Source organism: Brevundimonas albigilva, assembly GCF_023573565.1.
Lineage (GTDB): Bacteria > Pseudomonadota > Alphaproteobacteria > Caulobacterales > Caulobacteraceae > Brevundimonas > Brevundimonas albigilva.
This window is the reverse complement of the sequence record NZ_CP097649.1, coordinates 2347302-2373269: the sequence shown is the minus strand read 5'-3', so window position 1 is coordinate 2373269 and position 25968 is coordinate 2347302. Positions and strand designations below refer to the sequence as shown.

At 67.8% G+C, this 25968-nt stretch carries 21 protein-coding genes and 2 pseudogenes; 10 read left to right on the top strand and 13 right to left on the bottom strand.

Features of this window, described 5'->3' with window-relative positions; all coding sequences use genetic code 11:
• Positions 1-79: 79 nt before the first annotated feature.
• Together M8231_RS11830 and dusA are read right to left on the bottom strand one after the other, a co-directional pair.
• Positions 80-904 (bottom strand): sulfite exporter TauE/SafE family protein, encoded by an 825-nt coding sequence (locus M8231_RS11830; RefSeq protein WP_249749773.1) that lies wholly within the window; start codon positions 902-904, stop codon positions 80-82.
• Positions 905-936: 32 nt separating this feature from the next.
• A complete protein-coding gene (gene dusA / locus M8231_RS11825; RefSeq protein ID WP_249751951.1) occupies positions 937-1911 on the bottom strand; it encodes a tRNA dihydrouridine(20/20a) synthase DusA in 975 nt (324 codons plus the stop codon).
• 250 nt (positions 1912-2161) lie between these two features.
• Here dusA and M8231_RS11820 point away from each other — a divergent pair.
• The 3 genes and pseudogenes from M8231_RS11820 to M8231_RS17090 form a co-directional block, all read left to right on the top strand.
• Positions 2162-3351, top strand: a protein-coding gene (locus tag M8231_RS11820) for an IS3 family transposase (RefSeq protein WP_250201334.1) whose coding sequence is annotated in 2 segments (ribosomal slippage) — positions 2162-2414 and positions 2414-3351 — 1191 coding nt in all. Because the reading frame shifts where the segments join, the coding sequence is not laid out codon by codon here.
• The gene (locus M8231_RS11815; RefSeq protein ID WP_250201523.1) at positions 3348-3956 is read left to right on the top strand and encodes a TonB-dependent receptor domain-containing protein; all 609 of its coding nucleotides are present in this window, start codon (positions 3348-3350) and stop codon (positions 3954-3956) included. Before M8231_RS11820 ends, M8231_RS11815 begins: the two co-directional genes overlap by 4 nt.
• Before the next feature lie 109 nt (positions 3957-4065).
• Positions 4066-4152, top strand: a pseudogene (locus tag M8231_RS17090) (hypothetical protein); the annotation flags it as partial.
• Between the two features lie 39 nt (positions 4153-4191).
• Here M8231_RS17090 and M8231_RS11810 read toward each other — a convergent pair.
• The 5 genes from M8231_RS11810 to M8231_RS11790 form a co-directional block, all read right to left on the bottom strand.
• Entirely contained in the window at positions 4192-7194 is a 3003-nt protein-coding gene (locus M8231_RS11810) for a TonB-dependent receptor (RefSeq protein ID WP_249749818.1), read from the bottom strand.
• A gap of 115 nt (positions 7195-7309) precedes the next feature.
• Positions 7310-8212 carry a FecR family protein gene (locus M8231_RS11805; protein ID WP_250201522.1) on the bottom strand — a complete coding sequence of 301 codons (903 nt, stop codon included), beginning with the start codon at positions 8210-8212 and terminating at the stop codon, positions 7310-7312.
• 20 nt (positions 8213-8232) lie between these two features.
• Positions 8233-8835: an RNA polymerase sigma factor gene (locus tag M8231_RS11800; RefSeq protein ID WP_250201521.1), complete on the bottom strand. Its 603-nt coding sequence runs from the start codon at positions 8833-8835 to the stop codon at positions 8233-8235.
• 175 nt (positions 8836-9010) lie between these two features.
• On the bottom strand, positions 9011-9886 hold the full coding sequence (locus M8231_RS11795) for a tyrosine-protein phosphatase (RefSeq protein WP_249749820.1): 876 nt from the start codon (positions 9884-9886) through the stop codon (positions 9011-9013).
• Positions 9887-9911: 25 nt separating this feature from the next.
• Positions 9912-12548, bottom strand: coding sequence for a TonB-dependent receptor (locus M8231_RS11790; RefSeq protein WP_249749821.1), 2637 nt, complete (start codon positions 12546-12548; stop codon positions 9912-9914).
• A gap of 245 nt (positions 12549-12793) precedes the next feature.
• Between M8231_RS11790 and M8231_RS17085 the strand changes: the two are divergent.
• Together M8231_RS17085 and M8231_RS11785 are read left to right on the top strand one after the other, a co-directional pair.
• Positions 12794-12850 (top strand): annotated as a pseudogene (locus M8231_RS17085) (hypothetical protein); the annotation flags it as partial.
• A 105-nt stretch (positions 12851-12955) separates the two neighbouring features.
• Positions 12956-13927: a TetR/AcrR family transcriptional regulator gene (locus M8231_RS11785; protein ID WP_249749822.1), complete on the top strand. Its 972-nt coding sequence runs from the start codon at positions 12956-12958 to the stop codon at positions 13925-13927.
• A 69-nt stretch (positions 13928-13996) separates the two neighbouring features.
• On the opposite strand, the gene M8231_RS11780 is transcribed toward M8231_RS11785, so the two are convergent.
• Both M8231_RS11780 and M8231_RS11775 read right to left on the bottom strand, forming a co-directional pair.
• A complete protein-coding gene (locus M8231_RS11780) occupies positions 13997-14773 on the bottom strand; it encodes an SDR family NAD(P)-dependent oxidoreductase (protein WP_250201520.1) in 777 nt (258 codons plus the stop codon).
• Positions 14774-14854: 81 nt separating this feature from the next.
• Positions 14855-15694 (bottom strand): SDR family NAD(P)-dependent oxidoreductase, encoded by an 840-nt coding sequence (locus M8231_RS11775; protein WP_249749824.1) that lies wholly within the window; start codon positions 15692-15694, stop codon positions 14855-14857.
• Positions 15695-15773: 79 nt separating this feature from the next.
• On the opposite strand from M8231_RS11775, the gene M8231_RS11770 reads away from it, so the two are divergent.
• On the top strand, positions 15774-16667 hold the full coding sequence (locus tag M8231_RS11770) for a LysR family transcriptional regulator (RefSeq protein ID WP_249749825.1): 894 nt from the start codon (positions 15774-15776) through the stop codon (positions 16665-16667).
• Between the two features lie 77 nt (positions 16668-16744).
• On the opposite strand, the gene M8231_RS11765 is transcribed toward M8231_RS11770, so the two are convergent.
• A complete protein-coding gene (locus tag M8231_RS11765; RefSeq protein WP_249749826.1) occupies positions 16745-17545 on the bottom strand; it encodes a helix-turn-helix domain-containing protein in 801 nt (266 codons plus the stop codon).
• 95 nt (positions 17546-17640) lie between these two features.
• Here M8231_RS11765 and M8231_RS11760 point away from each other — a divergent pair, with 95 nt between their 5' ends.
• The gene (locus M8231_RS11760) at positions 17641-18927 is read left to right on the top strand and encodes an acetamidase/formamidase family protein (protein WP_249749827.1); all 1287 of its coding nucleotides are present in this window, start codon (positions 17641-17643) and stop codon (positions 18925-18927) included.
• A gap of 261 nt (positions 18928-19188) precedes the next feature.
• Here the strand turns inward: M8231_RS11760 and M8231_RS11755 are convergent, their stop codons facing one another.
• The 3 genes from M8231_RS11755 to M8231_RS11745 are packed head-to-tail and all read right to left on the bottom strand — an operon-like array spanning position 19189 to position 22272.
• Positions 19189-19809: a 2-dehydro-3-deoxy-6-phosphogalactonate aldolase gene (locus M8231_RS11755; RefSeq protein WP_249749828.1), complete on the bottom strand. Its 621-nt coding sequence runs from the start codon at positions 19807-19809 to the stop codon at positions 19189-19191.
• Positions 19806-20696, bottom strand: a complete 891-nt coding sequence (locus M8231_RS11750; RefSeq protein WP_250201519.1) for a 2-dehydro-3-deoxygalactonokinase — start codon at positions 20694-20696, stop codon at positions 19806-19808. Before M8231_RS11750 ends, M8231_RS11755 begins: the two co-directional genes overlap by 4 nt.
• 1 nt (position 20697) lies before the next feature.
• Positions 20698-22272, bottom strand: a complete 1575-nt coding sequence (locus tag M8231_RS11745; protein WP_250201518.1) for a sodium/sugar symporter — start codon at positions 22270-22272, stop codon at positions 20698-20700.
• A gap of 188 nt (positions 22273-22460) precedes the next feature.
• On the opposite strand from M8231_RS11745, the gene M8231_RS11740 reads away from it, so the two are divergent.
• The 3 genes from M8231_RS11740 (at position 22461) to M8231_RS11730 (ending at position 25921) form a co-directional block, all read left to right on the top strand.
• Positions 22461-23234, top strand: coding sequence for an IclR family transcriptional regulator (locus M8231_RS11740; RefSeq protein WP_249749829.1), 774 nt, complete (start codon positions 22461-22463; stop codon positions 23232-23234).
• A 139-nt stretch (positions 23235-23373) separates the two neighbouring features.
• Complete coding sequence (locus M8231_RS11735; RefSeq protein WP_249749830.1) at positions 23374-24123, top strand: SDR family NAD(P)-dependent oxidoreductase; 750 nt, start codon at positions 23374-23376, stop codon at positions 24121-24123.
• 1 nt (position 24124) lies between these two features.
• Positions 24125-25921 carry an IlvD/Edd family dehydratase gene (locus M8231_RS11730; protein ID WP_250201517.1) on the top strand — a complete coding sequence of 599 codons (1797 nt, stop codon included), beginning with the start codon at positions 24125-24127 and terminating at the stop codon, positions 25919-25921.
• Positions 25922-25968 lie beyond the last annotated feature (47 nt).

Below are 25968 nucleotides of genomic sequence, written 5' to 3'. Positions count from 1 at the left end.
CAACTCATGGAGACACCGGCTCCCAACGCCGCCGGCGCCGGATTTGTCCCGTTAACTTGTGTCCGAAAAGTGGCCGCCGCTAAATGGCCTTGAGGACGACGGACGCCGCCGTCCCTAACAGATAGACGGCGAAGGCTTTTTTCAGCAGCCGCTGATCCAGCCGATGCGCCAGGCGCGCGCCCAGCGGCGCCGACAGCGCCGTCATCACGCCCATGACGACGGCGGCGGGCAGATTGACGTATCCCAGCGAAAGCGGCGGCCGCCCCTCCGCGCCCCAGCCGAACGCCATGAACCCAAGCGCCGCCGTCGCGCCGATGGCGACGCCGAAGCCCGACGCCGTGGCCACCGCCTGGTGGATCGGCCGTCCGCACAGGGTCATGGTCATGCCGCCCAGGCTGCCGCCGCCCACGCCCATCATGGCCGACAGCAGGCCGATGCCCGTCCCGATGATCCGGCGCGCCCACCCGACCGGCATGTCGCGGCGCAGGACATAGCGATCCGGCAGCAGGCCCATCTGCGCCGCCACCAGCATCAGGCAGGCGCCATAGACGATGGCCAGCCCCTCCATCGACGTCAGCCCCGCGACCGCCGCCCCGACCGCGCCGCCCAGCGCCACCCACGGCGTCCAGGTCCTCAGAACCTCCTCGTCGACCGCCCCGTGCCGACGGTGCGCCGCCAGGGAGCGAAGCGCGGTGACGACGATGGTGGCCAGCGAGGTGCCGATGGCGGTGTGCAGATTGCCTTCGCCGCCCACGCCCAGGGTCTCGAAGGCGTAGAACAGGGCCGGCACCAGCACCGTGCCGCCGCCCACGCCGAACAGGCCGGCGATGACGCCGCCGATCAGGCCGGCGGCGATCAGGGCCGCCGCCAGGGCCAGGATTTCGGACAGGGGCAGGGCGAACATGACGCTCCCTTAGCCGGCGGACGGCCGTCGGGTCACGCCGCCTCGCGCCGGGCCTCGGCCTCGCGCACCGCGTCGGCGGCGCGGTCGATCACCTCCAGCCCCGCGCCGGGCCGGATCGCCTCGACGGTCAGGATGCGGCGGAAGGCGCGCGCGCCGGGACGGCCGTGCATCAGGCCCAGCATGTGCCGGGTCATGGCGGGCAGGGCGACGCCCTCTTCCAGCCGCGCGGCCATGTAGGAGCGATAGCGTTCCAGCGCGGCGAAGGCGTCGACGTCCGGCCCGGGCGCGCCGTACAGCCGCCGGTCGGCCTGGCCCAGCAGGGCGGGCTCGTGATAGGCGGCGCGGCCCAGCATGACGCCGTCCAGGGCCACGCCGTCGACGGCGTCCAGATGCGCCTCGGCCTCGTCCAGCGAGGCGATCCCGCCGTTGATCGAGACCGACAGATGCGGCCGCTCGCGCTTCAGCCGGCGCACCAGGGCGTAGTCCAGGGGCGGCACGTCGCGGTTCTCCTTGGGCGACAGACCCTTCAGCCAGGCCTTGCGCGCATGGACGATGAAGACCTCGATCCCGACCGCGGCGCAGGCGTCGACCGTGGCGAACAGGCTGACCGCCGGGTCCTGATCGTCCACGCCGATGCGGCACTTGACCGTCGCGGGCACGTCGACCGCTTCGCGGATCGCCGCCATGCAGTCGGCGACCAGCTCGGGCTCGCGCATCAGGCAGGCGCCGAACCGACCCGACTGGACCCGATCCGACGGGCAGCCGACGTTCAGATTGATCTCGTCATAGCCGAACGCCGCGCCGATCCGCGCAGCCTCGGCCAGCTGCGCCGGATCGGACCCGCCCAACTGCAGCGCGACGGGATGTTCCGCCGCATCGAATCCCAGCAGCCGCTCGCGATCGCCATGCAGCACCGCCGGCGCCGTCACCATCTCGGTGTAAAGCAGCGCGCGCGCCGTCAGCGCACGGTGAAACGCCCGGCAATGCCGGTCGGTCCAGTCCATCATCGGGGCCACGGACAGCCTACGTGCTTGATTTACAGACATTTCGTGCATGTTCAGGCGGTTGGCTCGCAGGAGCGAACGACGGTTCTACGACCATTTTCGACGGTTTTCGCCCCTCTGCGAATTCTCACTGCACCCTTTTTGCACCCGAAACATGGCTTCCATCCGAAGGCGGAAATCTGGTCGGTGGTGACGTGACCCCCTGAAACTCCTCCAGGAATAGCTAGAGTCCGCCCAACGAAGGACGGACAGAATGAAGCGATCGAGGTTCACGGAAGAGCAGATCATCGGGATCCTGTGGGAGCAGGAGGCCGGTGTAGCGACGGCGGAGGTGTGCCGACGCCACGGGGTCAGCTCGGCGACCTTTTACAAATGGAAGGCCAAGTTTGGCGGGCTCAACGTGTCGGAGGCTCGGCGGCTCAAGGCGCTCGAGGATGAGAACGCCCGGCTGAAGCGGATGCTGGCGGACGCGATGCTGGACAACGTGGCCCTGAAGGACCTGCTGGGAAAAAAGTGGTGACGCCCGCCGGCTATCGCGAGGCGGCTGGCCATCTGCAGGCCGCCTACGAGATGAGCGAAAGGCGGGCGTGCCGTGTGCTGGGCGTCGATCGGACGAGCGTGCGCTATCAGGCGACGCGCCCGGACGACGGCGCTCTGCGCGACCGGCTGAAGGCCCTGGCCCAGGACCGTCGACGGTTCGGCTATCGTCGCCTGCACGTGCTGCTGCGGCGCGAGGGCCATGCGGTCAACAGGAAGCGGGTCCAGCGGATCTATCGCGAGGAGCAACTGACGGTGCGCCGGCGCGGCGGCCGGAAGCGAGCGATGGGCCCGCGGCGACCGCTGGACCTGCCGCTGGCGCCCAACCAGCGCTGGTCGCTGGACTTCGTCGCAGACCAGATGACGGACGGGCGGCGCTTCCGCATCCTGACGGTGATCGATAACTGCACGCGCGAGTGCCTGGCGCTGGTGGCCGACACCTCGCTGTCGGGCGCGCGGGTCGTGCGGGAGTTGGACGCCGTCATCCGGCAGCGAGGGCGGCCCGACACCATCGTCAGCGACAACGGCACGGAGTACACCTCGAACGCGGTCCTGGCCTGGGCCGACGACACCGGCGTCGGCTGGCACTACATCGCGCCGGGCAAGCCCCAGCAGAACGGCTTCAACGAAAGCTTCAACGGGCGGCTGCGTGACGAGCTGCTGAACGAGACGCTGTTCCGCTCGCTGCCGCACGCTCGCGCCGTGCTGGAGGCGTGGCGACGCGATTACAACGAGCAGCGTCCGCACTCGAAGCTCGGGTGGCTGACGCCGCAGGCTTATGCAGAAGCGCTCACCGGACACATCGGCCGGCCTGCTGCGCTGGTTGGAGGCTGCGCTGACCGGCCTCTTGCCAACCCAGCCGATCACAGCTCAGATCAACCTAGGACTCTCGTTATGGCTGGATGAGAAACGGGGGTCACGTCACCAAGAACGGCGAAGGCGCCGAGACCAAGGGATTCGAGGTCAGCTTCGATGCGGCGGTGACGGAACGGTTCAGCCTGAGAGGCAGCTATTCGTATGCGCAGGCGGAACTGACCGACGATGCGCCCAACCTGATCACGGCGCTTGATCCGCCCGGGTTCGGCACCGTCTATGTGGATGGCGAGGCGGGCGACCGTCTGCCGGGGTCGCCGGAATACCAGGCCAGTCTCTACGCCGAATACAACCTGCCGCTCTCAAGCGGGCTGGACCTCGACTTCGCCTACGGCTTCACCGCCTCGGGCGATGTCCTGACGCGGACAGGCGCGCGAGGCGGCGGCATCGCCTTGCCGGCCTTCCAGATCCACAACGCCTCGGTGCGGCTCAGCGCTCCGGCCGCGGATTGGGCGGTGACCGCCTATGTCGACAACATCTGGGACGAGTATGCGGAGACGGGCGCGCGCTCGACCCCGATGGCCAACCAGGTGCTGGAGGACGCGGACGGCGGTCCGGTCTACGCCCGCAACTTCTTCGCGAACGTTCTGCCGCCACGCAAATTCGGGCTGCGGTTCACCAAGACGTTCGGTCTTTGATGCGGGGCGGGGCGCGAGACTGTCATGAGCTCGCCAAGGCCTGAATGTCTTGAAGCCCCGTCATGCGCGATGTGCGGTGTTGGCGCGGAGCCGCCGCCATGACCTCGGATTGGCCCGCACCCACTTCATTATGAGGCGCCTGCCCAACGTGAAGACCGAGATTAGCCTCCACATCTTGCCCTACAATATGAAGCGGGGTTGGACCGCCGCGTTGCGGCGGCCCAACATTGTCGCGTCAGAACACATAAGTCAGGCCGACCGTGAAGGTGCGACCGCTCTTGGTGTAGGAGGTCGATCGTTCCTCGACGATGTCGGTGTATTGGTCGGTCGCCTCGTCGCTCAGGTTGATGCCCTCGACCACCAGCTTCAGCGACGGAGTGACGTTCCAGAAGGCCGTGGCGTCGATATTGGTGGTGGCGTGGTAGCCCGACCCGACGTTGCCGTTGCCGCCGATCCCGTCCAGGTAACCGTCGCGATAGGCGCTAGACACGCGCGCGCCCCACACGTCCGTCTCATAATACAGGGTCGCATTCGACGACCACTTCGACAGGTTGGCCAATGCAAGCGTGCGGCGCACGCCGTCGACCATCGCGTCCGTCTCCCCTTCGGCATAGGTGGCGTTGAAGCTGACGCCCAGATTGCTGAACAGGCCCGGCAGGAAATCGAAGTCACGCTGAACGGCGAACTCCGCCCCCTTGATCGAGGCGCCGTCGCCGTTCACCGGCCGGCTGAAGGAATAGATGGTGTCCGCCGTCTGATCCGGCCCCAGCAGAGACAAGGGATAGCCGATGTCGCCATATCGCACCGAGGCGGTCTCGGCGGTGATGAAGGAGTCCATCTTCTTGTAGAAGACGCCCAGCGCCACATAGCCGCTGCGGCCCATGTAGTATTCCCAGGACGCCTCGACGGAGTCGGCCAGGAACGGCTCGAGGTTCGGATTGCCCGCGCTGACGCTGCCGCCGAACGGGGTGAAGCTGACCGAGCCGGCGGCGCGCAGGTCGTCCAGGCTGGGGCGGCTGATGTTGCGGCTGGCGCCCAGGCGCAGGATCATGTCGGGCATGACCTCCAGCGACAGGTTCGCCGCCGGAAGATAGCCGTCATAGCTGCTCTCGATGGTGGTCGGCACCAGGCCGGCGTTGGTCGCCACCGTGCCGGCCGAGGTCAGGTCGGTCGAATAGTAGCGCACCCCCGCATTGGCTTTCAGCGGCATGGAGCCCACTTGGGTGTCCAGTTCATACTGGACGAAGGCGGCCGTGGTCTTTTCGGTCAAGGCGTAGTTGGTGCCCGCGCGATCATTGGCCTGGGTCAGGTCGCGCAGTTGGCCCGTTCGGTCGAAGGTCGCCACCGCATTCGGCACGATATAGGGCAGCAGGCTGTCGTAGCCGATCACCTCCACAACCGGCGCCGGACGGCTGGGATTGTTGTACCAGTCGACGCGGTTGAAACGCTGCCAGCCGTCGTTCTGGAAGTCCTTGTGCGAAACGCCGAACTTCAGATTGGAGGATGGTGCGAAGTCCCAGGCGCCGTTCAGTTCGGCGGTCTTGTATTCGCTGGTGATGAAGTCCTCGCGGGCGTCGGCGCGCATCAGGCCCCACAGGCTGGGATCGGTCGTGTCGAAGCCGTAGGTCACCGCCACCGGGCTGCCGTCGCGGTAGTCGTAGGTCAGGCTCTGGTTCGTGGCCTGGATGAAGACCTTGTCGAAGACCGGTCCCTCGAACTCGGACTTGGCGTAGCCGACCAGGGCGTTGAACCGCAGGGCGTCGGTCGCTTGGTAAGCCCCATTCCACACCGCCTGTGTGAAGGTGGTTTCGTCCTCGGAGTGCTTGTGTTCGTTGCGCATGTCGACGCCTGACCAGTCGGCGTAGACGATGCTGTCGCCACGGATCTCGACGGCGTTCAGCCGCTGGGTTCCGGTCACGTTTCCGGTCAGGGCGTTCACCCCCGCCGGCGCCTGGGCGTATTCGTCGCGGGTGTTGGCCAGCGTGCCGTACATCAAGTCCAGGCTCATGTCGGTGCGGGCGTTCGGCCGCCATTGCAGCGATCCGGTAACGCCGACGCGCTCGCGCTCCGCATACCAGGTCGAGGGGCTGACCGCCTGTGGCGCGGAGATCCGGTTCAGACCCGTGGCGTTGACCAGACGGTCGCGGTCAGCCGCCGAGACGTTCGGGCCGATGTTGGCGGTGCCGACATTGATCTTGGTCCAGTTCCAGCTCCGCATGCCGTATTCATTGACGTCGTTGCGGGTGTAGGCGGCCGAGACCAGTGCGCCGAACTCGCCCGCGCCCGTGTCCCAGCGGTTCGAGGCCAGGGCGATGACCCGCGGGGTCACGCTGTCGGTGTTGGAGTTGGTCTGGGCCTTGGCGCCCAGCACCAGCCGCGAACCGGCGTAGTCGAAGGGACGGGCCGTGGTCAGAGCGATGGTGCCGCCGATGCCGCCCTCGTCCTGTTCGGCCGCATAGGACTTCTCCACGGTCACCCGATTGAACAGTTCGGAAGCGAACAGGCTGTAGTCGAAGCTGCGGGTCCGGCTGACCGAGCCGCGGTTGTCGAAGCCCGACGCCGTATTGCCCAGCACCTCCATGCCGTTCAGCTGGGTGCGGGTGAAGTCCGGGCCAAGGCCGCGCAGAGAGATTTGACGCCCCTCGCCGGCGTCGCGGGTGATGGCCACGCCCGGCACGCGTTGAAGCGATTCCGCCAGGTTCAGGTCTGGAAACGCGGCGATGTCGTCGGCGACGATGACGTCCTGGGCGCCGACGGCCTCACGCTTCAGGTCGCGCGCCGCGTTCAGACTGGCGCGAAAGCCGGTGACGACGACGTCGTCCACCTCGGCGGTCTGGGCCAAGGCCGTCTCGGCTGCGGGCGTCGTTGCGCCACGAGGCATGATGGTGCGTTCGACACGGGGCGCGGCGGAGGCGGTCGGCGCGACCGCCTCCACCAGAACCGAGCGCCCGACGATCCGTGCGTGAACGCCGCTGGCGGCGGTCAGGCGCGACAGGGCCTCGGCGGGGGTGAACCGCCCCTCGACGGCGCGGCTGCGACGACCGCGCAAGACCTCGGGCTGGGCCGCGACCTGCAGGCCGGTGGCGCGCGAGAAGTCGTTCAGCGCCAAGGACAGATCCTGGGCAGGTATGGCGAAGGTCTGCCGGGGCGACTGTGCGACCGCGACAGCGGGCGCAGCGGCAGCCAAGGCGGCCGCCAGGGCGAAGGCGGACGCACGCAGCGTCAGATCGGTTTTCATGTCTTGGTCCCCCGGGGAAGATGTCGGCGTCAGTCGCCTGCGGGAGAGATGTCCGGCGGGGTCGGAACCCTACCTTTTCAGAGGTGAAATATTGGCGACGGTTTCGCTACGCTTCTCACCGTTCGATCCGTATCCGGTCGCTTTCCTCAACCACGCGAACCCCATATGCGGTCTCGATCAGGGCCAGGACGACATGGGGTTCCCCAACGTGAAACCGCCCGCTGATGCGCATCCGGCGAACCTCCGGATCCGCCTGAATCGGCTTGAGGGAGAAGCGGTCGATCTCTTCGGCCAACTGCCCCAGACTGGCGTCCTCGGTGTCGAACCAGCCGTCGAACCAGTCGGGACCGGCCGCTCGCAGCGGCGCGCTCCGGCTTAGACGACCGCCGTCGACGACGGCTCGCTCGCCTGGCTTCAGATCGATGGTCTCGCGCGAGCGCCCGCGTACGCGCACGGCGCCGCGATACAGGGCCACTTCGGTGCGGCCCGAAGATAGGCGATCGATGTTGAACGCCGTGCCCATGACCTGCACCCGTCCCTCGCCAGCGATGACCGCGAAGGGGCGCCCGTCGTGGCGGACATCGAAGAACACCTCGCCCTGTTCCAGGGTCGCGCTCCGTCCCATCGGGCTCTGCCGCACGAGCAATCGCGCTCCGCCGCTCAGACGCACGGTCGAGCCGTCGGCCAATCGCATTTCGTCCGATTGCGCTCGGGCGGTCTCCAGCGTCCTGTAATCCATCCAAGGCGCATAGAGGATGACCAGGGTCGCCGCTGCGGCGGCCATGGCCGTCGGAACAATAAGGCGCCACGGCAGGTTGCGCTCGCGCCGCCGCGGTTTGGCGACAGCCAGGCCAGCCGCCGCCTCTCCCAAGGCGCCCGAACGCCACAGAGCCGCCAGGTCGGCGAAGGCCCTGCGGTGGGCCTCGTTCTCGCCCATCCAGCGCTCGAAGGCCGCAACTTCAGCCGGGCTCACGTCGGATCGGGCGGACCAATCCACCCAGGCGGCCGCTTCGGCCATGACGCGCTTCTGGTCCGTCTTCAATTCGGCTTCCCCCGATCGCGCCCGTTCTGATCGAACGCTCGATTGAGGTCCAGCAATCCACGCGTCACATGCTTCTCGACCGCCTTGACGCTCAGCCCTAGGTCGGCGGCGATGGCGGCGCAACTCTGATGGCGAACCCGCCGCCGGATGATGATGTCTCTTCGCAAGGCGGGCATCCGCTCGAGCGCCTGCCTCAGCGTGGCGACGGCCTGCTTGCCTTCGATCACGCGGTCCGCGGCGGGCTCCGCGCTGGCCAGGGTGTCGCTGAGTTCCACCTGGCCCCATCGGCGCTCTCGCCGAAACTGCTCGTTCACGAGGTTCTCCGCGATGCGCAAGGCGAGGCCGTAGCGATTGTCGATCGGCGCGCCCCCGCGACCGTATTCGACCAGCCGCAGGACCGTCTCCTGGGCGATGTCTTCGGCAAGATCGGCTCGGCTGAGCCGGCGTCGCGCCAGGCGTCGCACGAAGTCGAGGACCGGAGACCAGTCCTGCGCCGCCCGACTGTCGTCGCCATCATATGCCACGGACGATCCCCACCCGACCCGCCCTCTAGCGCGCCAGCGTGAAGGTTCGATGGCGTTCACGGCGTACAGGTGCATCGAAACCGCCCTCGACACTTGATGTCGAGACGCTCGCTCATGATCAAAGATCGCGCCCTCGCGCCGAGGGCGGTCCTCGCGCCGGGCCGGCAGCGGACATTGCAGCCTCTGCCGGGGGCAGGCTTGTGCCCGCGCCCCGGAAGACGGCCGCCCCAAGGTGGGGCGGCCTTATCGGTCAGACCGTGTAGAGCGACCGCAGGCGCTGGATGTCGGCGGCGTCGACGTCCAGTTCCTGATCCAGATAGGCCTCGACCGATCCATAGTCGCGGTCGATGATGTCGAACACGGCCTGAAGATAGCGCGCGTCGACCCCCATGAAGATGGCGCGCACGTCCTCGGGCAATCGCATGAACGCCGCCGCCTGCGGATTGTCGCTGGCCTCGGCCGTCGTCAGGTCAGGACGGTAATACTGGTTGGACAGTTCATAGTCCGCCAGGATGGTCTCGCGCGGCACGCCCAGGGCCGACAGGATCAGGGCCGTGGCCATGCCCGTCCGGTCCTTGCCGGCCGAGCAATGATACAGGACCGCGCCCTCGCCCTTCAGCAGGTCGGCGAACAGGGCGCGCTGCTGCGGACGCTGCATCTTCAGCAGTTCGGGGTAGGAGGCGGCGAAAACCTCCCGCGCCCGATCGGCCGTAACCTCGCCCTGGAACAGGGCGGCGAAGCCCGACATGTCCATCGAATAGTCGAAGGCGGTGATGGCCGGGGCGCCCTCGCCGGTCCAGTCCGTCGGCTGGTCGCGACGTTCGTCGACCGAGCGCAGGTCGTGGATGGAACGCAGGCCGCGCGCTTCCAGCAGGGCCTTGTCATGGGCGGTGAGGTGCGACAGTTCGGCGGTCCGGTAGATCACGTCCCACTTCACCGTACGGCCGTCGGCGGTGCGATAGCCGCCGATGTCGCGGGCGTTCTGAACCCCTTCCAGCGGCAGCAGCCGCTGGTGCGCCGAGGGTTCGGCGGGCGCCGCGGCGGGGGCGGCCTGGCGGGCGATCGCCGCCTGGGCGGGCAGGGCCGCCAGCGTCAGGGCGGCGGCGCAGACAAGCAGTCTCTTCATCTCGAATATCCTTCGTCGGTGGGGATCAGAAGCGGAAGCGCAGGCCCGCCAGGTAGCGACGGCCCACCTGTTCGACCTCGGTCGGATGCAGGGCGTCGCCCTGGTAGGCGACATAGGTCTCGTCGCTGAGGTTGTTGGCGTCGAAATAGACCGAGACGTTGTCGGTGACGGCGTAGCGAACCGACAGGTCCAGGTTCTCGTAGCCGTCGCGCATCTGGTCGCCGAAGCCGGCGAAGCTGAGGGTGTCGATCCACTCCGAACGCCACTGATAGCTGACGCGCGCCGACAGGCCGTGGTTCTCGTAGAAGATCGAGGCGTTGGCGATGGTGTCGGACACGCCGGGGAAGTCGACCGTGCGGCCGTCCGGCGCTTCGAAGTCGCCGCTCAACAGCGACAGGTTGCCCTGGAAGCCGAAGCCGCTCCAGACGCCCGGCAGGAAGACGAACTGCTGCAGATAGGCGATCTCCACGCCGTACAGCTTGCCCTCGCCCCCGTTCAGGGTGGTGACGTAGTCATAGCCGGTCCGGTCCAGGCCCGGGGCGTCGAACAGGTCGTCCTCGACCACGGTCTGGCTGTCGAACAGAACGTTGTCGACGTTGCGGTAGAAGCCGCTGACCGAGGCCAGGCCCGCGCCCGGCAGATACCATTCCAGAGAGGCGTCGCCGCCCCAGGTGCGCTCCGGCTCCAGATAGGGGTTGCCGGCGCTGACCGTCTCGCCGGTGTCGTCGATCGAGGCGCTGGTGCGCACCACCGAGAAGGACGGGCGGGCGATCCCCGTCTGGGCCGACAGGCGCAGCAGGATGTCGTCCGTCAGGTCGAACTTCACATTGATGCTGGGGAACAGGCTGGTGTCGTCCTGGCTGGCGTTGACCGGCAGGAAGGTCGTGGGGCTGTCGGGCACGAAGCCGCCGATGTCCTGCGACAGGTGTTCGACCCGCAGACCCGCCACGATCTGGGCCGGGCCGGCCTGGAACTTGGCCATGGCGTAGCCGGCGAACAGGTCCTCGCCGATCGTGTAGAGGCCGTTGGGCGCCGTCAGGTTGGCGGGATCGTACAGGCCCGCGCCCTCGAGCGCCGTCAGGATGCCGTCGATGTCGCGGCGCATGGCGACGTTGTCGACCCAGTTGATCCGGAAGCCCAGCGGAAAGCCGGTGTCCCAGGGCCGGTCGGTGACGTAGTCGGCCGCATTGAACGTCAGGCCGACCCGGGGCAGCAGCGCCGGCAGCATCAGGACCGAGGTCTGGCTGATCGCCGAACCCCTGACCTCGCGGCTGTCGTACTCGACGCCGGCCGACATCTCGACCGACCGGCCGCCCCAGTCGAAGGTCCGCGTCGCGTCGATCTTGTAGACCCAGCTCTCGGTGTTCACCGCGCTGGTGATCGGGATCATCAGGTTCAGGGTCGGATCGCCCTGGCGCAGGCTGTCGCGGGCCGGGCCGCGAGCCAGGCCGCCGGCCCCCGCGACCGTATCGTACAGGGTGACGATGGGCAGGTTCGGATCGGACCGGTCATAGCTGAGCGACGGCGACGTCAGCGGATTGACCCACATCTGCCGCATCATCGGCAACCAGGTCGTGTTTTCGGTCTCGGTATAATTGATCCGCCAGCTCAGATCCCAGTCGGCCATGCGGTGGTCGCCGCCCAGGGTGCTGATCCAGTTGTCGTTGCGATATTCGCCGTAGTTGAAGGCGCCCGTGACCGGCACGCCGACCAGGTCGCCTGCATCCGCGCCAATCGTTCCACTGACCGCGTCAGCCAACTCCAGCACATACTGGTTGCGCTCCTCGTCGTCGTTGAAGTTCGAATACAGGGTCTTGAAGAACAGCTCGTGGCCGTCCGCCGGGCGGAAGGCCAGGCCCAGCATGGCCGCCTCGCTGGAGCGGGTGACGCGATAGCTGCGGATGTCGAACGCCTCGGGCAGGCCGGTGTCGGCGTCATAGGAGAATTCGCGGTTGTCGGTGATCTGCTCGCGCTCATAGTGCGAGGCCGCCGCCATGACGCCGAAGCGGTCGTTGGACCACGACCCGCGCAGGGCGGCCTGCTCCTGCGGTCCGCCGCCCAGGTCCATCTCCCCGTATCCCAGGTCGCCTTGCGCGTGGAAGCCGCGCCGCTCGAACGGCGAGAAGGTGCGCAGGTTGACGCGCGCCAGGATGGCCTCGCCCGGCAGGTCCGGGGTCAGCGACTTGTTGACCTCCAGCGCGCTCAGGATCACGGCCGGGACGGCGTCGAAGCGGAAGGCGCGCGACACGCCGCCCTCGTCCACGCCGATGATGTTGACGCCGTCCACCGACACGCTGGTCCAGCGGTTCGGGCCGCCGCGCACCTGCAGATAACGTTCCTGTCCCTGGTCGCGCTGGACGGCGACGGCTGGCAGGCGGGCCAGGGCGGCCGCCGAGTTCTGGTCGGGGAACTGGCCGACGGTGTCGGCGGCGATGACGTTGATCAGGTTGTCGGCGTTGCGCTGCTGGTTCAGGGCGGCGCGCTGGCTGCCGACGATCGGCGAGGCGGTCACGACGATGTCGTCGACGGTCTGGGTGTCGATCTGCGCCTGGGTTTCGGCCGCGGTCTGGGCCTGAACGGCGCCGGACGCCACCAGCGCCAGGGCGGCGACCCCGACGCCAAGCGCGGATTTGGACACGTAGGAAGAACGGATGAGAGACATGGCGACACCCCCTGTCGACGATTGGATGAGGCCGTCTAGAAGGTTTGTTTCGCAGAATTAGAACAGTTGTTCTGTCGATCTGCGACCGTATTGCGACGGTTGGGCGACGCGACACTCCGCCCGTTGCCGCGGGCGCGGGAACAGGGCACACAGACGATGTGCCGTTGTCGTCAGAACCCGTCATTACTTCGCCTGCCTCGTCCAACCGACGGGCGACCGATCTCGTCGACGCCTTTCTGCTGGAGATGGCCGAATCGGGCCCCGCCGGCGCCACCGCCCGCAGCGTCGGGGCGCGTGCCGGCGTCTCAGGGTCCGCGATCAACTATCATTTTGGTTCGATAGAACGACTGTACGGTTCGGCTCAGGCTGAGGCTGTCCGGCGCGCCTCCCTGTGGCTGGACCAGCGATTGAACGATGTCGCTGCGGGCGAGCCCTGGCCGTTCGAAGCCTTTCCCGCCTTCGCGGCCGACCTGATCGATTCCTGGAGCGACGCGCCGGTTCTGGCCCAGGCCGAGGCCTCGGCCTTTCTCCAGGCGGCCTGGGAACCGTCCGAGGCCGCCGCCGCATGGCTGCGGCTGTGGGACGCCTTCTGGGCGCGCGCCCTGCCGCGCTTCTCGCTGGACGCGGATCACGGCTCGATCGTCGCCGCCGTGCTGCATTCCGAAAGGCTGGGCCACCTGGTGCGCTGGCGGCGACCCCATGACCGCGCCGGCCTTGAGGAAGTCTGCGCCCGCCTGGTCGGGCGGGTGACCGGCGATACGGCTCTGCTGGCGCGCCAGACGCCGTGGCGCGAGGGCGCAGAGGCCCTGTCGCGGCAGGCCGTGGACTTTCCGGTCCTGGCGCCCGCCGCCGCCCGCATCGCGGAGTCGGTGGTCGCGGCGGTCGACGAAGGGGGCGAGGCGGCCCTGACCCACCGCGCCGTCGCCGCCGCCGCCGGGGTCAGCCTGGGCGCCGTGACCCATCATTTCCCCACGCGGACCGCGCTGGCCGAGGCCGGCTACGCCTGGCTCTACGACAGCATCGTCCAGTCCGCCCGGCGCGCGGGCGTCGGCCAGGCCGACCACGGCGACATCGGGGCGCACATCCTGTCCTTCCTCGACATCGGTCGCGCGGCGCCGCGGTCACGGGCGCTGGAGGTCTTCTTCCTGGCGGCCACGCGCGATCCCGCCCTGTCGAACTTCGCCGCCCGCGTGCGTTACAGCCGGGGCCTGGGCACATGGGGCTTTCTTCGCGAACAGGCGCCGCATCTCACGCGACTGGACGCTCTGCTCATCTCGCACTGGACCGCAGGCGCCGGCCGGGCGATCGCGGCGGATCCAGGCTTGGACGACAGGGTCAGAGCCGCCCTGCTGAAGGCCAACGACATCTTCGCGCGGTAGGCCGTTCGACGATCGACCCGCGAAACCCTGTGCGCCGGAGCCGCGCCAAGAGGCCAGCAGCGGTCATCGTCATTCGCCGGACGGGGGGACCGGTCCGAGCATCATTCCGCCGTCGATGACATAGTCGGAGCCCGTGATGAACGCCGAGGCTTCCGAGGCCAGGAACAGGACAAGGCGCGTGACCTCGGCCGGCTCCCCCATGCGCGGCGTCGCGAAGGGCGCGGCGGAGAAGTGGTCGCTGACGGGGACTTCGCCCGCCCGCAGGGGTTGGGTGATCAGCGGCGTGTCGATGACGCCCGGGCTGATGGAATTGACCCTGATCCCGTCACGAGCCAGTTCCAGGGCGGCGGTCTGGGTCAATCCTCGCACCCCCCACTTGCTCGACACATAGGGGGCGATCATCGGCGTCCCGACATGACCCGAGGTGGAGGCGATATTGATGATCGCGCCGCCGCCCGCCCGCTTCAGCGACGGCGCCGCCGCCCGAACGCCCAGGTAGGGACCCTTCAGATTGACCGCGATGACGTGGTCCCAATCCGCGGGGTCGCTGTCCGCGATCGACGCCGACGGGGCCAGGACGCCCGCGTTGTTGACGAGGATCGAGATCGGTCCGAAGCGGCTTTCCGCCTGCTTGACTGCGGCGTCCCAGTCCGAGGCGACCGACACGTCGAGCGTGATGAAGAGGGCTTGTTCGCCCAGGTCATCGGCCAGCGCGCGCCCGCTCTCCTCTCGAACGTCGGCCAGGACCACCTTGGCGCCCTCGCTCGCGAACCCGCGCGCGTGAGAGGCGCCCTGGCCCCCGGCCGCGCCCGTGATCAGCACGGTCCTGCCTTCAAAGCGTCTCATCGTTCGATCCTTTCCTGTGAACCTGCTGATGGGCGGGGGGGCAGGGGACCATCGCCCCCGGCGCCGCCGTCGCTCGCCGCCTCAGCTCTGATCGGCGGAGCGGGCGATGTCCTGCCGCAACTGGTCGACCTTCGCGCCGGCCCACCGCCGGGCGTCGTCCCCGAACACCAGCCGCGACGGCGTCTCGTCCTGCGAAGCCAACGCCACGATCCGCGCGGCGAGCGCCTTGGGATCGCCGGGCTGGGCGCCGTTGGCCTGGTCCACGAACGCGCGATGCTGCGCGACCGCCTCGGCGTAGTCGGAAATCTGGATGCCGCCGAAGCTCGCCGACTTGCCGTCCATGAACTCCGTGCGCAGCATTCCCGGCTCGACCAGAAGCGAGCGGACGCCCAGGGGCGCCAGCTCCTGCGCAAAGCCCTCCATCCACCCTTCGAGCGCGAACTTCGACGCCGAATAGACCGATCCCCCGCCGTTGGAGACCACGCCGCTGACCGACGAGATGGTGACGATCAGGCCCGACCGCCGTCCCCGCATATGAGGAACGACCGCGCGGGCGACCGACATGGCGCCGAACAGATTGACCTCGAACTGACGCCGCACGGCGGCGTCGGTGAAGGTCTCGAAGAAGCCCAGTTCCGCATAGCCGGCGTTGTTGACCAGCACATCGATCGCGCCGAACCGTTCGAGGGCCTCGGCGACGACGGCGCGCGCGGCCTCGGCGTCTGTGACATCCAGCGCCAGGACGTGCAGGCGATCAGGATCGTCCACGAAGGCGTCGCGCACCGCTTCGGCGGACCGCGCCGTCGCGACCACCGTCTGGCCGGCGTCGAGCGCGGCGCGCGTGATCTCGCGCCCCAGCCCTCGGCTCGCGCCCGTCACCAGCCAAACCTTGCCCATCGCCTGCTCCTTGATCCGCGACATCGGAGTCATTTAAGTAGGCGTATTAATCTATCGGAATAACCAGCTAATCAGTAACAGGGCCCAGTAGCGGAGGTCATCAATGCGTCCGGACCGGTTCGGGGATCTTGCGGTCTTTGCGGCGATCGCCGCCGACCGCAGCTTCACGCGCGCCGCGAGGCGGCTGGGGGTCACGCAGTCGGCGTTGAGCCAGACCATGAAGCGGCTGGAGGGCCAGCTCGGGTTCAGCCTCCTCTCGCGCACGACGCGCAGCGTCGCCCCGACCGCCGCGGGCGAGCGCCTGCTCGCCACCCTGGCGCCGGCGTTGGCCGGGTTGGACGACGAGATCGAAATCCTGTCCCAGACCCGCGGAACGGCGATCGGGACCGTGCGGATCACCACGGGCAAGCACGCCGCGGACACCGTGTTGTGGCCGATGCTCCCGGCCTTCATGCGCCGCCACCCCGGCATCGAGGTGGAGGTGTGCGTCGAGGATGCAATGACCGATATCGTGGCGGGCCGCTACGACGCCGGCGTCCGGCTCGGCGAGCGATTGGAGAAGGACATGATCGCGCTGCCGATCGGGCCTTCGCTTCGCATCGCGGTTGTGGCGTCCCCGGCCTATCTGGCCGACCATCCGGCGCCGATGAAGCCCGCCGACCTCACGACCCATCGATGCATCGCCTATGGCGACTCGCAGGGCTATCTGTCGCCCTGGTCGTTCGAGCGGAATGGCCACGCGGTGACGGTCACGCCGGGTCGCGGGCCGGTGTTCAACGACGGCGACCTGCTGGCGGCCGCGGCCCTGGAGGGTTTCGGCGTCCTCTATATCCTGGAGGACCTGGTGGCCGCGCCGATCGCCGACGGTCGCCTCATCCGCCTGCTGGAGCCGTGGTGCGAGCCGTTCGCCGGCTATCACCTCTATTATCCGGATCGGCGTGGGACGAGGGCGTTCGAACTGCTCAAGGAGAGCCTCAAAGCCGGCAGGGTCGCATGAAGGCCTGGGCGGCGCGATCCCGTTTCACCGATATCCGCTGAGCCTGACCTCGCGCGCCAAGGATTCCGCAGCGGGGATCATACGACGGTGTAGATCAACTGGTCGCCTGCCTTCGCCTTCGCCTTGACGTAGCTGAGCCGGCTCATGCCGGTGAGGTCGGAGAAGTCGCGGTCGAGGTGGGCCTGGTCGTGGTATTCGAGGAACGGGTCTTCCGGCGACGCGCCGGTCCACGGTCGGGGGTGGATCGACTGCAACACGCGTTGCAACCGGGCAAGCCGAAGAAGGCGCTTGGGCGAGCAGCCCACCTCGCGATTGAAGGCCTTGCTCAAGCCGCGAGGCGTGACGCCGATGGACCGCGCGATATCCGTAACGGGCGCCCGCAGGGTTCCCAACACGATGCGATCCGTCAAGGCGACGATCGGAGGAACCGCGCCGGCGGGACTTTCGAAACGACGCCTGATCCACGCGCTGGCCACCCGTTGCCGGGCCGGGAAGTCTTCGGCCTTGAGCAGCGGGCCCGTCAACGTTCGGTCGGCATGGGCGTCGATCGTCGCTAGGGTGATGCGCCGGCCGGAAAGCTGGGCCAGTTGACGGCCTGACAGCGTCACGGCTCCGTATCCGGTCAAGAAGATCAGGAACACCAGGGCTGGGGCGTCAGTCCAGGCCAGGGAGGAGGTCACGACGGGGCCCCAAAGGGCCGCGCGCGGCGCTGGCCCGACCCCTGCCAGATGATAGTCTCCTCCCATCATGAACTGAAGCGCCGGGCTGGGCATCGGCAACTCGCGCATCGCGCTGAAGGCGCGAAGGTCGCGCCGCTCTCCGAAGCCGATCACCCACGGCGCGAGGTCGGGCGGCGACGGCGCGAAGACAAAGCTCATGGCATGGCGGCCTTTCGTCGGGGCGGTTCCGATTTCTACATGGCCCAGGCCGGCGGCTGGCTTAATTCGGCGAAAGGTTTCCCGGAGGATGTCTCATGCGTATCGCCCTGATCGCCGGATGTGCGACCCTGCTGGCGGCGCCCGTCGCTGGACAGGATATGCAGACGTGGCTGTTGTCGGTCGATCGGTGGGGAAATGCGGAACACGACATCCTGACGCTGGAGGGCGAGGGGAAGACGCTGTCGGGAACGTTCGGTTCATGGCCGCTCAGCGGCCGTCAGGATGGCGATCAGGTAAGTTTCACCGCCCTCGACACGCACGGCGTCGCCTATCGATTCGAAGGTGCGATGACGGGGGACGCTCTGACCGGCTGGGCCGACTATCCCGACACCAGCAACACGGGACCTCGCGTTCGACATGCCGCCCGCGGCGTTCGATTGCAGATGCCGACGGGCGAGCCGAGGCGTCGAACCTATGACCCGACGAGCTTCTCCAACACCTTCACGGCCGACCTGCCGCCGGCGATGATCATCCAGCCGGGGGACGTCGTGGCGACGCGCACGATCGATTCCGGCGGCGTCGACGAGAAGGGCCAGGTCGTCGCCCTGTACGGAAATCCGCAGACCGGACCCTTCTTCGTCGCCGGCGCGAAACGGGGCGACATCCTGGCGGTCCACATTCGTCGGCTGGAGCTGAACCGAGACTACGCCGACAGCCTCGACGGCGTGACGGGCCGGGCCATGTCCTTGGGTCTGGCGTCACGGTCCGCTGATCTGGGCCGGCGCGTCCGCTGGCGGCTGGACCGCGAGGCCGGGACGGCGCGGCTCGACGATCCGCCCGAAGGCCTGAGGAATTATGTCGTCCCTGTCCGGCCGATGCTCGGCGGCTTGGGCGTCGCTCCCGACTTCGGGCTCGCGGCGCAATCGGCCGGCGACACCGGAAGATGGGGCGGCAACATGGATTTCAACCAGATCGGCGAAGGGGCGACGATCTACCTGCCTGTGTTCCAGCCCGGCGCCATGCTTTTCCTCGGCGACGGCCACGCGCTGCAGGGCGACGGCGAAACCACCCAATGGGCCCTGGAGACCTCGCTGGATGTCGAGTTCAGCGTCGACGTTCTTCCGAGCAAGCCGATGGCGGCGCCCCGCATCGAAACCGCCGACCGGATCACCGTCCTCGGTCAGGCGCCGTCGCTGGACGAGGCGGCGCGAACGGCGACCGCGGCCATGATCCAGTGGCTGGAGCAGGACTATGGCCTGAGCGTCTCAGAGGCCTCGCTGATCCTCGGCACGGCCGCCGAGTATCGCGTGGCGACGCTTGCCGGGCGAAACGCGGGCTTGGCGTTGAGTCTGGATAAGTCTCGTTTGGCTGCCTTGAAGTGAGGCGCGACTTCGCGCCACGTCGAGGGCAAACAGACGATATCTCCCGCCGCTCGCGAGATGAGTCTCATTATCGTATTTCGATAAACGCCCGGTGTCGTGCCCGGACAGTCGGCGCCGATCAAAAAATCAGCCATCCGGTCTCGCGCAGTCGTCGGACCCGTAATGTCGATCGCGAGCGGCCTGGCTTCTGGTCGATGCTGCTTCGCATGGCCGGGCGAACTGCTGGCCATAACAAGCGCATCGGCCCAGGCAAGCCAGCGTTCAGCGCGTCGCGGCGATGAATTCGCTCGCGCGGCGAGAGACCAGGGTCGGGGAATCGCCGGGCTTGAAGATCGCGGAGCCGATGCCGAACCCGGAGGCGCCGCACAGTCTCCAAAGCTCGATCGTGTCGGGTTGAACGCCGCCGACGACGAAGACGCGGGCGGATCCCGGCAGGACGGCGCGGAGCGCTTTCAAGCCTTTCGGCGTGGCGACCTCGGCCGGAAACAGTTTCAACGCGTCCGCCCCCGCGTGCAGAGCCGCGAAGGCTTCCGACGGCGTGAAGAAGCCCGGCAGGGACAACAGGCCCAGGCGTTTCGTCTCCCGGATCACGTCGACATCGGTATTGGGCGAGATGACAAGCTGCCCGCCTGCGTCGGCCACCTGGCGTACGGCGGCGACGTCGAGCACCGTGCCGGCGCCGACCAGCGCGCGGCCGTCCAGCGCCTGGCGCAGGCGGCGGATGCTTTCCAGCGGCTCGGGCGAGTTCAGCGGCACTTCGAGACAGCGGAAGCCGGCGTCGACGATCGCCTCGCCGATCTCGACCGCCTCGTCCGGTTTCAGGCCGCGCAGGATGGCGATCAGGGGCGGGGCGTCCAGGCTTTCGACGGCGACGGGGATCATCGGGACAGGACCTCGCGGATGCGCCACAGGCCCTGGGCCGTGGCGGAGGCGGCGTCCGCGACGCGGACGTTCTGGAAGCCGCCCTGGGCGAGGGCGGCGGCGTAGCGGCGGCACAGGGGGGCGGCGCCGATGAGGATGACGGGGCGGTCGTTCATGTCGGCCTGGGCGGCGACTTCGGCCCCGATCAGCAATCCCGACAGATAGTCGGCCGCAGACTCTGTCGAAAGTCGTCCCGCGAGGCCTTCCACGCGAACGGAAAACAGGGCGGCGGTGGGGGCTGGGTCGTTCAGGGCGCGTCCTACACCCCTGGCGAAGGCGTCGTCGTCCCCGCCGGGATCGCCCATGCCGGCGCCCAGGATCGTGCCCTTGCGGACGGCCGCGAACAACTCGCCGGTCAGGAAGGTGCGCAAGCCGTCGATCCCGCCCCGACGGGTTCGGATCCATTTGCTGTGGGTGCCGGGGGCGACGACGAGGGCGTCCTCAAGCGCGTCGAGGCCGAAGACCTGGGTCTCCTCGCCACGCGCCACGTCCGCAAGCGCGCCGTTCTCGAACACGGCGACGCCGGGCACGAGGCGGACGCCGGGGGCGTCCTGGGGGCTGGCCACGGCGGCGGCCAGATCCTCGATCCCGGCTGGGCAGGGCAGGTAGGGCATCTCGCGCCACCGGCCGCGCGCCCCGGCCATGCCGCTGCACAGAACGGGCAGATCCTGGGTCAGCCAGTCGGCCGCGACGTCCTGGAGCACCGGCAGGAAGGCGTCCTGGGACAGGCCGCCCGCCCCGCGCGGATCGGAGCGGCTGTCCAGGACCCGGCCGCCTTCGGCGATCCGCATGACGCGCAGATTGCTGGTGCCCCAGTCGACGCCGATCAGACGGGCGGGTTCGCTCACGTCACCACCAGATCGAATAGACCAGGATCAGGAAGGCGACGACGCCGACGGCGGCCAGGTTGAAGCCCAGCGACGTCTTGTAGCTGATCTGGTCCAGCTTGATCTTCATCGCGTCCGGCTTGGCCGGGACCAGCAGGGAGACGACCACGGCCGCGATCAGCGAGGCGACGAACACCACGCCGACCCGGTTCATGAAGGGGAAGATGAACTGACCGCTTTCCTGCAGCCACCAGAAGACCGCCGACAGCACCACCGAGCCGATGGCGGCGGTCAGGGCGCCGGCTTCCGACGCCCGTTTCCAGAACAGGCCCAGCATGAAGATGACCACGATCCCGGGAGTGAAGAAGCCGGTGAACTCCTGAATGAACTGGAAGGCCTGGTCGAAGCCGCCCAGCAGCGGACGGGCCGTCAGAATGCCGATGATGACGGCGACGACGGCGGCGATGCGGCCCACAGTGACCAGTCGGTGCTCCGGCACGTCCTTTCGGATCTTGGCGTAGAGGTCCAGGGTGAAGATGGTCGAGATCGAGTTCACCTTGGACGCCAGCGAGGCGATGATGGCGGCGATCAGGGCGGCGAAGACCAGACCCTTAAGCCCGACCGGAAGCAGGTTCATCATGCTGGGATAGGCCTGGTCCGGCGCCGACAGGTTCGGGGCCAGGATCAGGGCGGCCATGCCCGGCAGCACCACGATCACCGGCATCAGCAGCTTCAGATAGGCGGCGAAGGCGATGCCCTTCTGCGCTTCCGGCAGGGACTTGGCGGCCAGGGCGCGCTGGATGATGTACTGGTTGAAGCCCCAGTAGCTGATGTTCATGACCCACAGTCCGCCCAGCAGCACGGCGATGCCCGGCAGTTCCTGATAGTGCGGATTGTCCTTGGACAGGATCATGTCGAACTTGTCCGGAAATTCGGTCAGCAGGGTGTGGAAGCCCGCCACGGCGCCGCCCGCGCCGCCGATGGTCGACAGGGCGATGAAGCCGATGATCAGGCCGCCGCAGACCAGCAGGGCCACCTGGACGATGTCGGTCAGGGCCACGGCCTTCAGCCCGCCCCACAGCTGATAGGCCAGGGCGAAGACGCCGATGGCGACGATGGCGTAGTCCTGATCGAAGCCGGTGACGGTATGGACCGCGATGGCGCCCAGCCACAGGATCGAGGTTACGTTGACGAAGACGTAGAGCAGCAGCCAGAAGACGGCCATGACATTGCGGATCGTCGGCCCGTACCGCTGCTGCAGGAACTGCGGCATGGTGACGATCTCGTTGCGCAGGAAGATCGGCAGGAAGAACTTGCCCACGATCAGCAGGGTCAGGGCCGCCATCCATTCGTAGGAGGCGATCCCCAGGCCGATCACATAGCCCGAACCGCTCATGCCGATGATCTGCTCGGCCGAGATGTTGGCCGCGATCAGGGAGGCCCCGATGGCCCACCAGGGCAGGCTTCTCGAAGCCATGAAGTAGTCGGTGGAGGTCTTCTGTTCGCCGCTCCTGCTGCGCGAGACCCACTGGGCCAGACCGAAAATGAAGATGGCGTAGATCGCCAGGATCGCCAGATCGATGCCCACGAGCGTCATGATGCAGTTCCCGTCCCTGGACCCGTTTTCGGGTTCCTGCGGCAGTCGTAGGGGAGGCGTCAGACTGTCGCAATCATTTTTTATATATGCCTAATGGTTTTACCCGCGATAATGTGGACCGTATGGTGGAGGCGGCCTTCACCGTGCGACGGCGGATCGCTAGCCTGATCCCGCGAGACAGGATTCCCATGCCCGACCAAGATCAGACCGACGACCGCAAATACCGAGCCCCCGCGCTGGAAAAGGGGCTGGACGTGCTGGAGCTGCTCTCCTCGCAGGGGGAAGCGATGACGCCCTCGCAGATGTCGGCGACCCTGGGGCGGTCGGTCAGCGAATTGTTCCGCATGATCCAGGTGCTGGAGTTCCGGGGCTATATCGAACAGTCCTCGGACGGCTATCGCCTGACCAACCGGCTGTTCACGCTCGGCATGACCCAGGCGCCGATCAAGTCGCTGGTCGATGTGGCCATGCCCGCCATGCGGGACCTGGCCTCAGCGACGATGCAATCCTGCCACCTGGTCGTGCCGTCCGGCGACCAGATCGTGGTCATCGCCCGTATCGAGAGCCCCGGCGATCTCGGCTACTCGGTGCGGATCGGCTATCGCCGCAGCATCCTGCACGCCACCTCGGGGCTGATGTTCTATTCGCGGGCCAACGCGCGGGCGCGTAAGCACCTGCACGATCTCCTGGCGGCCGAACATGGGCAAGCGACCGTCGCCGCATTCGCCGAGCGCGCCATCGCCATGACCCAAGGCGCGCACGTCGAGCGGGCCAGCGATTTCGTCAAGGGCGTGACGGACCTGGTGGCGCCGATCATGGGGTCGGACGGGGTCATCGCCACCCTGATCACGCCCTTCATCGAACAGGTGCCTCTCGCCTGCACCCGCCAGGAGGCCGCGGCGATACTGGTGCGCATCACCGGGGTCATTTCCGACCAGATGGGCGCGGTTTCCCAGGCCTGAGCGCCTCTGATCCGCTCTGGGCGCAGTCCGCCGTTGACAGGAACAATGGCTGTCGCCATTTTCGTTGACGGTAACGGCTTTCATTTGTGAAAGACTGATAGCCGCCGATCAACGGCGGGGCGTCGGGGAGGCGCGCGACATGGCCGCCATCTATTCGGATCTGAAGGATCGGACCGTCGTCGTCTCGGGCGGCGCCGGGGGCATCGGCGAAAGCATCGTCCGCGCCTTTCACGCCCAGGGCGCGCGGGTCGGGATTCTGGACATCGACACGGCGCGCGGCGCCAGGCTGCAGGCCGAACTGGGGCAGGGCGCGCTTTTCGTCGCCTGCGACCTGACCGACATCCCGGCCCTGAAGGCGGCGATCACGGCTGTGCGCGAGGCCTTCGGTCCCATCGACATCCTGGTCAACAACGCGGCGCACGACGAGCGTCACGAGACGCTGGAGGTGACCGAGGACTATTGGGACGGTCGCATGGCGGTGAACCTGAAGCACCAGTTCTTCGCCGCCCAGGCCGTGCTTCCCGACATGAAGGCGTCCGGCAAGGGGGCCATCGTCAACCTGGGGTCGACCTCGTGGGTCATCGGCCAGGGCGGGATGCCGGCCTATACGGCGTCCAAGTCGGCGGTGATCGGCCTGACGCGGTCCCTGGCGCGCGACTTCGGCCCGTTCGGCATCCGGGTGAACGCCGTGGCGCCCGGCTGGATCATGACCGAGCGCCAGCTGCAGCTTTGGGTCACGTCCGAAACCGAAAAAGAAATCTACGCCAACCAGTGCCTCAAGCGCCGGCTCGTGCCCGACGACATCGCCAGGGTCGTGGTCTTCATGTGCTCGGACGAGGCCGGGGCGATCACCAACCAACACTATGTCGTCGACGGCGGCTGGACCTGAAATGACCGACACTCCCCCCAAGACGCTGCGCAGCCGCGCCTGGTTCGACAATCCGGAAAACCCGGACATGACGGCCCTCTATCTGGAGCGCTATCTGAACTACGGCCTGACCCGCAAGGAACTGCAGTCGAACAAGCCGATCATCGGCATCGCCCAGACCGGGTCCGACCTCTCCCCCTGCAATCGCCATCACCTGGTTCTGGCCGAACGCGTTCGCGAAGGCATTCGCGAGGCCGGCGGCATCGCCATGGAATTCCCGGTCCATCCGATCCAGGAGACGGGCAAGCGCCCCACCGCCGGGCTGGACCGCAACCTGGCCTATCTGGGCCTTGTGGAAAGCCTTTACGGCTATCCGCTGGACGGGGTTGTGCTGACCATCGGCTGCGACAAGACCACGCCCGCCTGTCTGATGGCCGCCGCCACGGTGGACATCCCCGCCATCGCCCTGTCGGTCGGACCGATGCTGAACGGCTGGCACAGGGGCGAGCGCACCGGCTCGGGCACCATCATCTGGAAGGCGCGCCAGATGATGGCCGCCGGCGAGATCGACTATGACGGCTTCATCGAACTGGTCGCCTCGTCCGCGCCGTCGGTCGGCTATTGCAACACCATGGGCACCGCGACGACGATGAACTCGCTGGCCGAGGCGCTGGGCATGTCCCTGCCGGGATCGGCCGCCATCCCCGCGCCCTATCGCGAACGCGCCCAGATCGCCTACGAGACCGGCCTGCGCATCGTCGAGATGGTGCGCGAGGACCTGAAGCCTTCGGACATCCTGACGAAGGAAGCCTTCCACAACGCCATCGTGGTCAACTCGGCCATCGGCGGTTCGACCAACGCCCCGATCCACCTGACCGCCCTGGCGCGCCACGCGCACGTCGACGTGCCGTTGCAGGACTGGCAGACGGAAGGCCTGCATGTGCCGCTGCTGGTCAATCTCCAGCCCGCCGGCGACTATCTGGGCGAGGATTACTTCCATGCCGGCGGCGTGCCCGCGGTGGTCGCCGAGTTGATGAAACAGGGGCTGATCCGCGAGAACGCCATGACCGTCTCGGGCCGGTCCATCGGCGACAACTGCCGGGACGCCGAGATCGTCCTGCCCGATGTGATCAAGACCTTCGACGCCCCGATGAAGACCGACGCCGGCTTCGTCGTCTTCTCCGGCAATCTGTTCAGCTCGGCCGTCATGAAGCTGAGCGTGATTAGCGACGAGTTCCGCGAACGCTATCTGTCCAACCCCGACGACCCGAACGCCTTCGAAGGTCCGGCGGTCGTGTTCGACGGACCCGAGGATTATCACCACCGGATCGACGACGAGAGCCTGGGGATCACCGAACAGACCCTGCTGTTCATGCGCGGCGCGGGACCCATCGGCTATCCCGGCGCGGCCGAGGTCGTGAACATGCGGCCGCCGGCCTATCTGATCAAGAAGGGCGTCAGCGCCCTGGCCTGTATCGGCGATGGGCGGCAGTCGGGCACCTCGGGATCGCCCTCGATCCTGAACGCCTCGCCCGAGGCGGCGGCGGGGGGAAACATCGCCCTGCTGAAGACCGGCGACCGGGTGCGGATCGATCTGAACACCGGCCGGGCCGACATCCTGATCTCCGACGAGGAACTGGCCGAACGCCGCACCGCCTTCGAGGCGGCTGGCGGGTACAGATATCCGGCCTCCCAGACGCCGTGGCAGGAGATGCAACGGGCCGTGGTCGGTCAGTTGGAGACGGGCGCCGTGCTGGAGCCGGCGATCAAATATCACCGCATCGTCGACCGGTTCGGCCTGCCGCGCGACAATCACTGATCGGATGAAAAGCAGGGAAGGGGGCGGCGTCGGCCGCCCCCTTCTTG

Coding starts and splice junctions, on each gene's coding strand:
- M8231_RS11830 (WP_249749773.1), bottom strand. CDS start 904: ATGTTCGCCCTGCCCCTGTCCGAAATCCTGGCCCTGGCGGCGGCCCTG.
- dusA (WP_249751951.1), bottom strand. CDS start 1,911: ATGATGGACTGGACCGACCGGCATTGCCGGGCGTTTCACCGTGCGCTG.
- M8231_RS11815 (WP_250201523.1), top strand. CDS start 3,348: ATGAGAAACGGGGGTCACGTCACCAAGAACGGCGAAGGCGCCGAGACC.
- M8231_RS11810 (WP_249749818.1), bottom strand. CDS start 7,194: ATGAAAACCGATCTGACGCTGCGTGCGTCCGCCTTCGCCCTGGCGGCC.
- M8231_RS11805 (WP_250201522.1), bottom strand. CDS start 8,212: ATGGCCGAAGCGGCCGCCTGGGTGGATTGGTCCGCCCGATCCGACGTG.
- M8231_RS11800 (WP_250201521.1), bottom strand. CDS start 8,835: ATGCACCTGTACGCCGTGAACGCCATCGAACCTTCACGCTGGCGCGCT.
- M8231_RS11795 (WP_249749820.1), bottom strand. CDS start 9,886: ATGAAGAGACTGCTTGTCTGCGCCGCCGCCCTGACGCTGGCGGCCCTG.
- M8231_RS11790 (WP_249749821.1), bottom strand. CDS start 12,548: ATGTCTCTCATCCGTTCTTCCTACGTGTCCAAATCCGCGCTTGGCGTC.
- M8231_RS11780 (WP_250201520.1), bottom strand. CDS start 14,773: ATGAGACGCTTTGAAGGCAGGACCGTGCTGATCACGGGCGCGGCCGGG.
- M8231_RS11775 (WP_249749824.1), bottom strand. CDS start 15,694: ATGTCGCGGATCAAGGAGCAGGCGATGGGCAAGGTTTGGCTGGTGACG.
- M8231_RS11770 (WP_249749825.1), top strand. CDS start 15,774: ATGCGTCCGGACCGGTTCGGGGATCTTGCGGTCTTTGCGGCGATCGCC.
- M8231_RS11765 (WP_249749826.1), bottom strand. CDS start 17,545: ATGAGCTTTGTCTTCGCGCCGTCGCCGCCCGACCTCGCGCCGTGGGTG.
- M8231_RS11760 (WP_249749827.1), top strand. CDS start 17,641: ATGCGTATCGCCCTGATCGCCGGATGTGCGACCCTGCTGGCGGCGCCC.
- M8231_RS11755 (WP_249749828.1), bottom strand. CDS start 19,809: ATGATCCCCGTCGCCGTCGAAAGCCTGGACGCCCCGCCCCTGATCGCC.
- M8231_RS11745 (WP_250201518.1), bottom strand. CDS start 22,272: ATGACGCTCGTGGGCATCGATCTGGCGATCCTGGCGATCTACGCCATC.
- M8231_RS11740 (WP_249749829.1), top strand. CDS start 22,461: ATGCCCGACCAAGATCAGACCGACGACCGCAAATACCGAGCCCCCGCG.
- M8231_RS11735 (WP_249749830.1), top strand. CDS start 23,374: ATGGCCGCCATCTATTCGGATCTGAAGGATCGGACCGTCGTCGTCTCG.
- M8231_RS11730 (WP_250201517.1), top strand. CDS start 24,125: ATGACCGACACTCCCCCCAAGACGCTGCGCAGCCGCGCCTGGTTCGAC.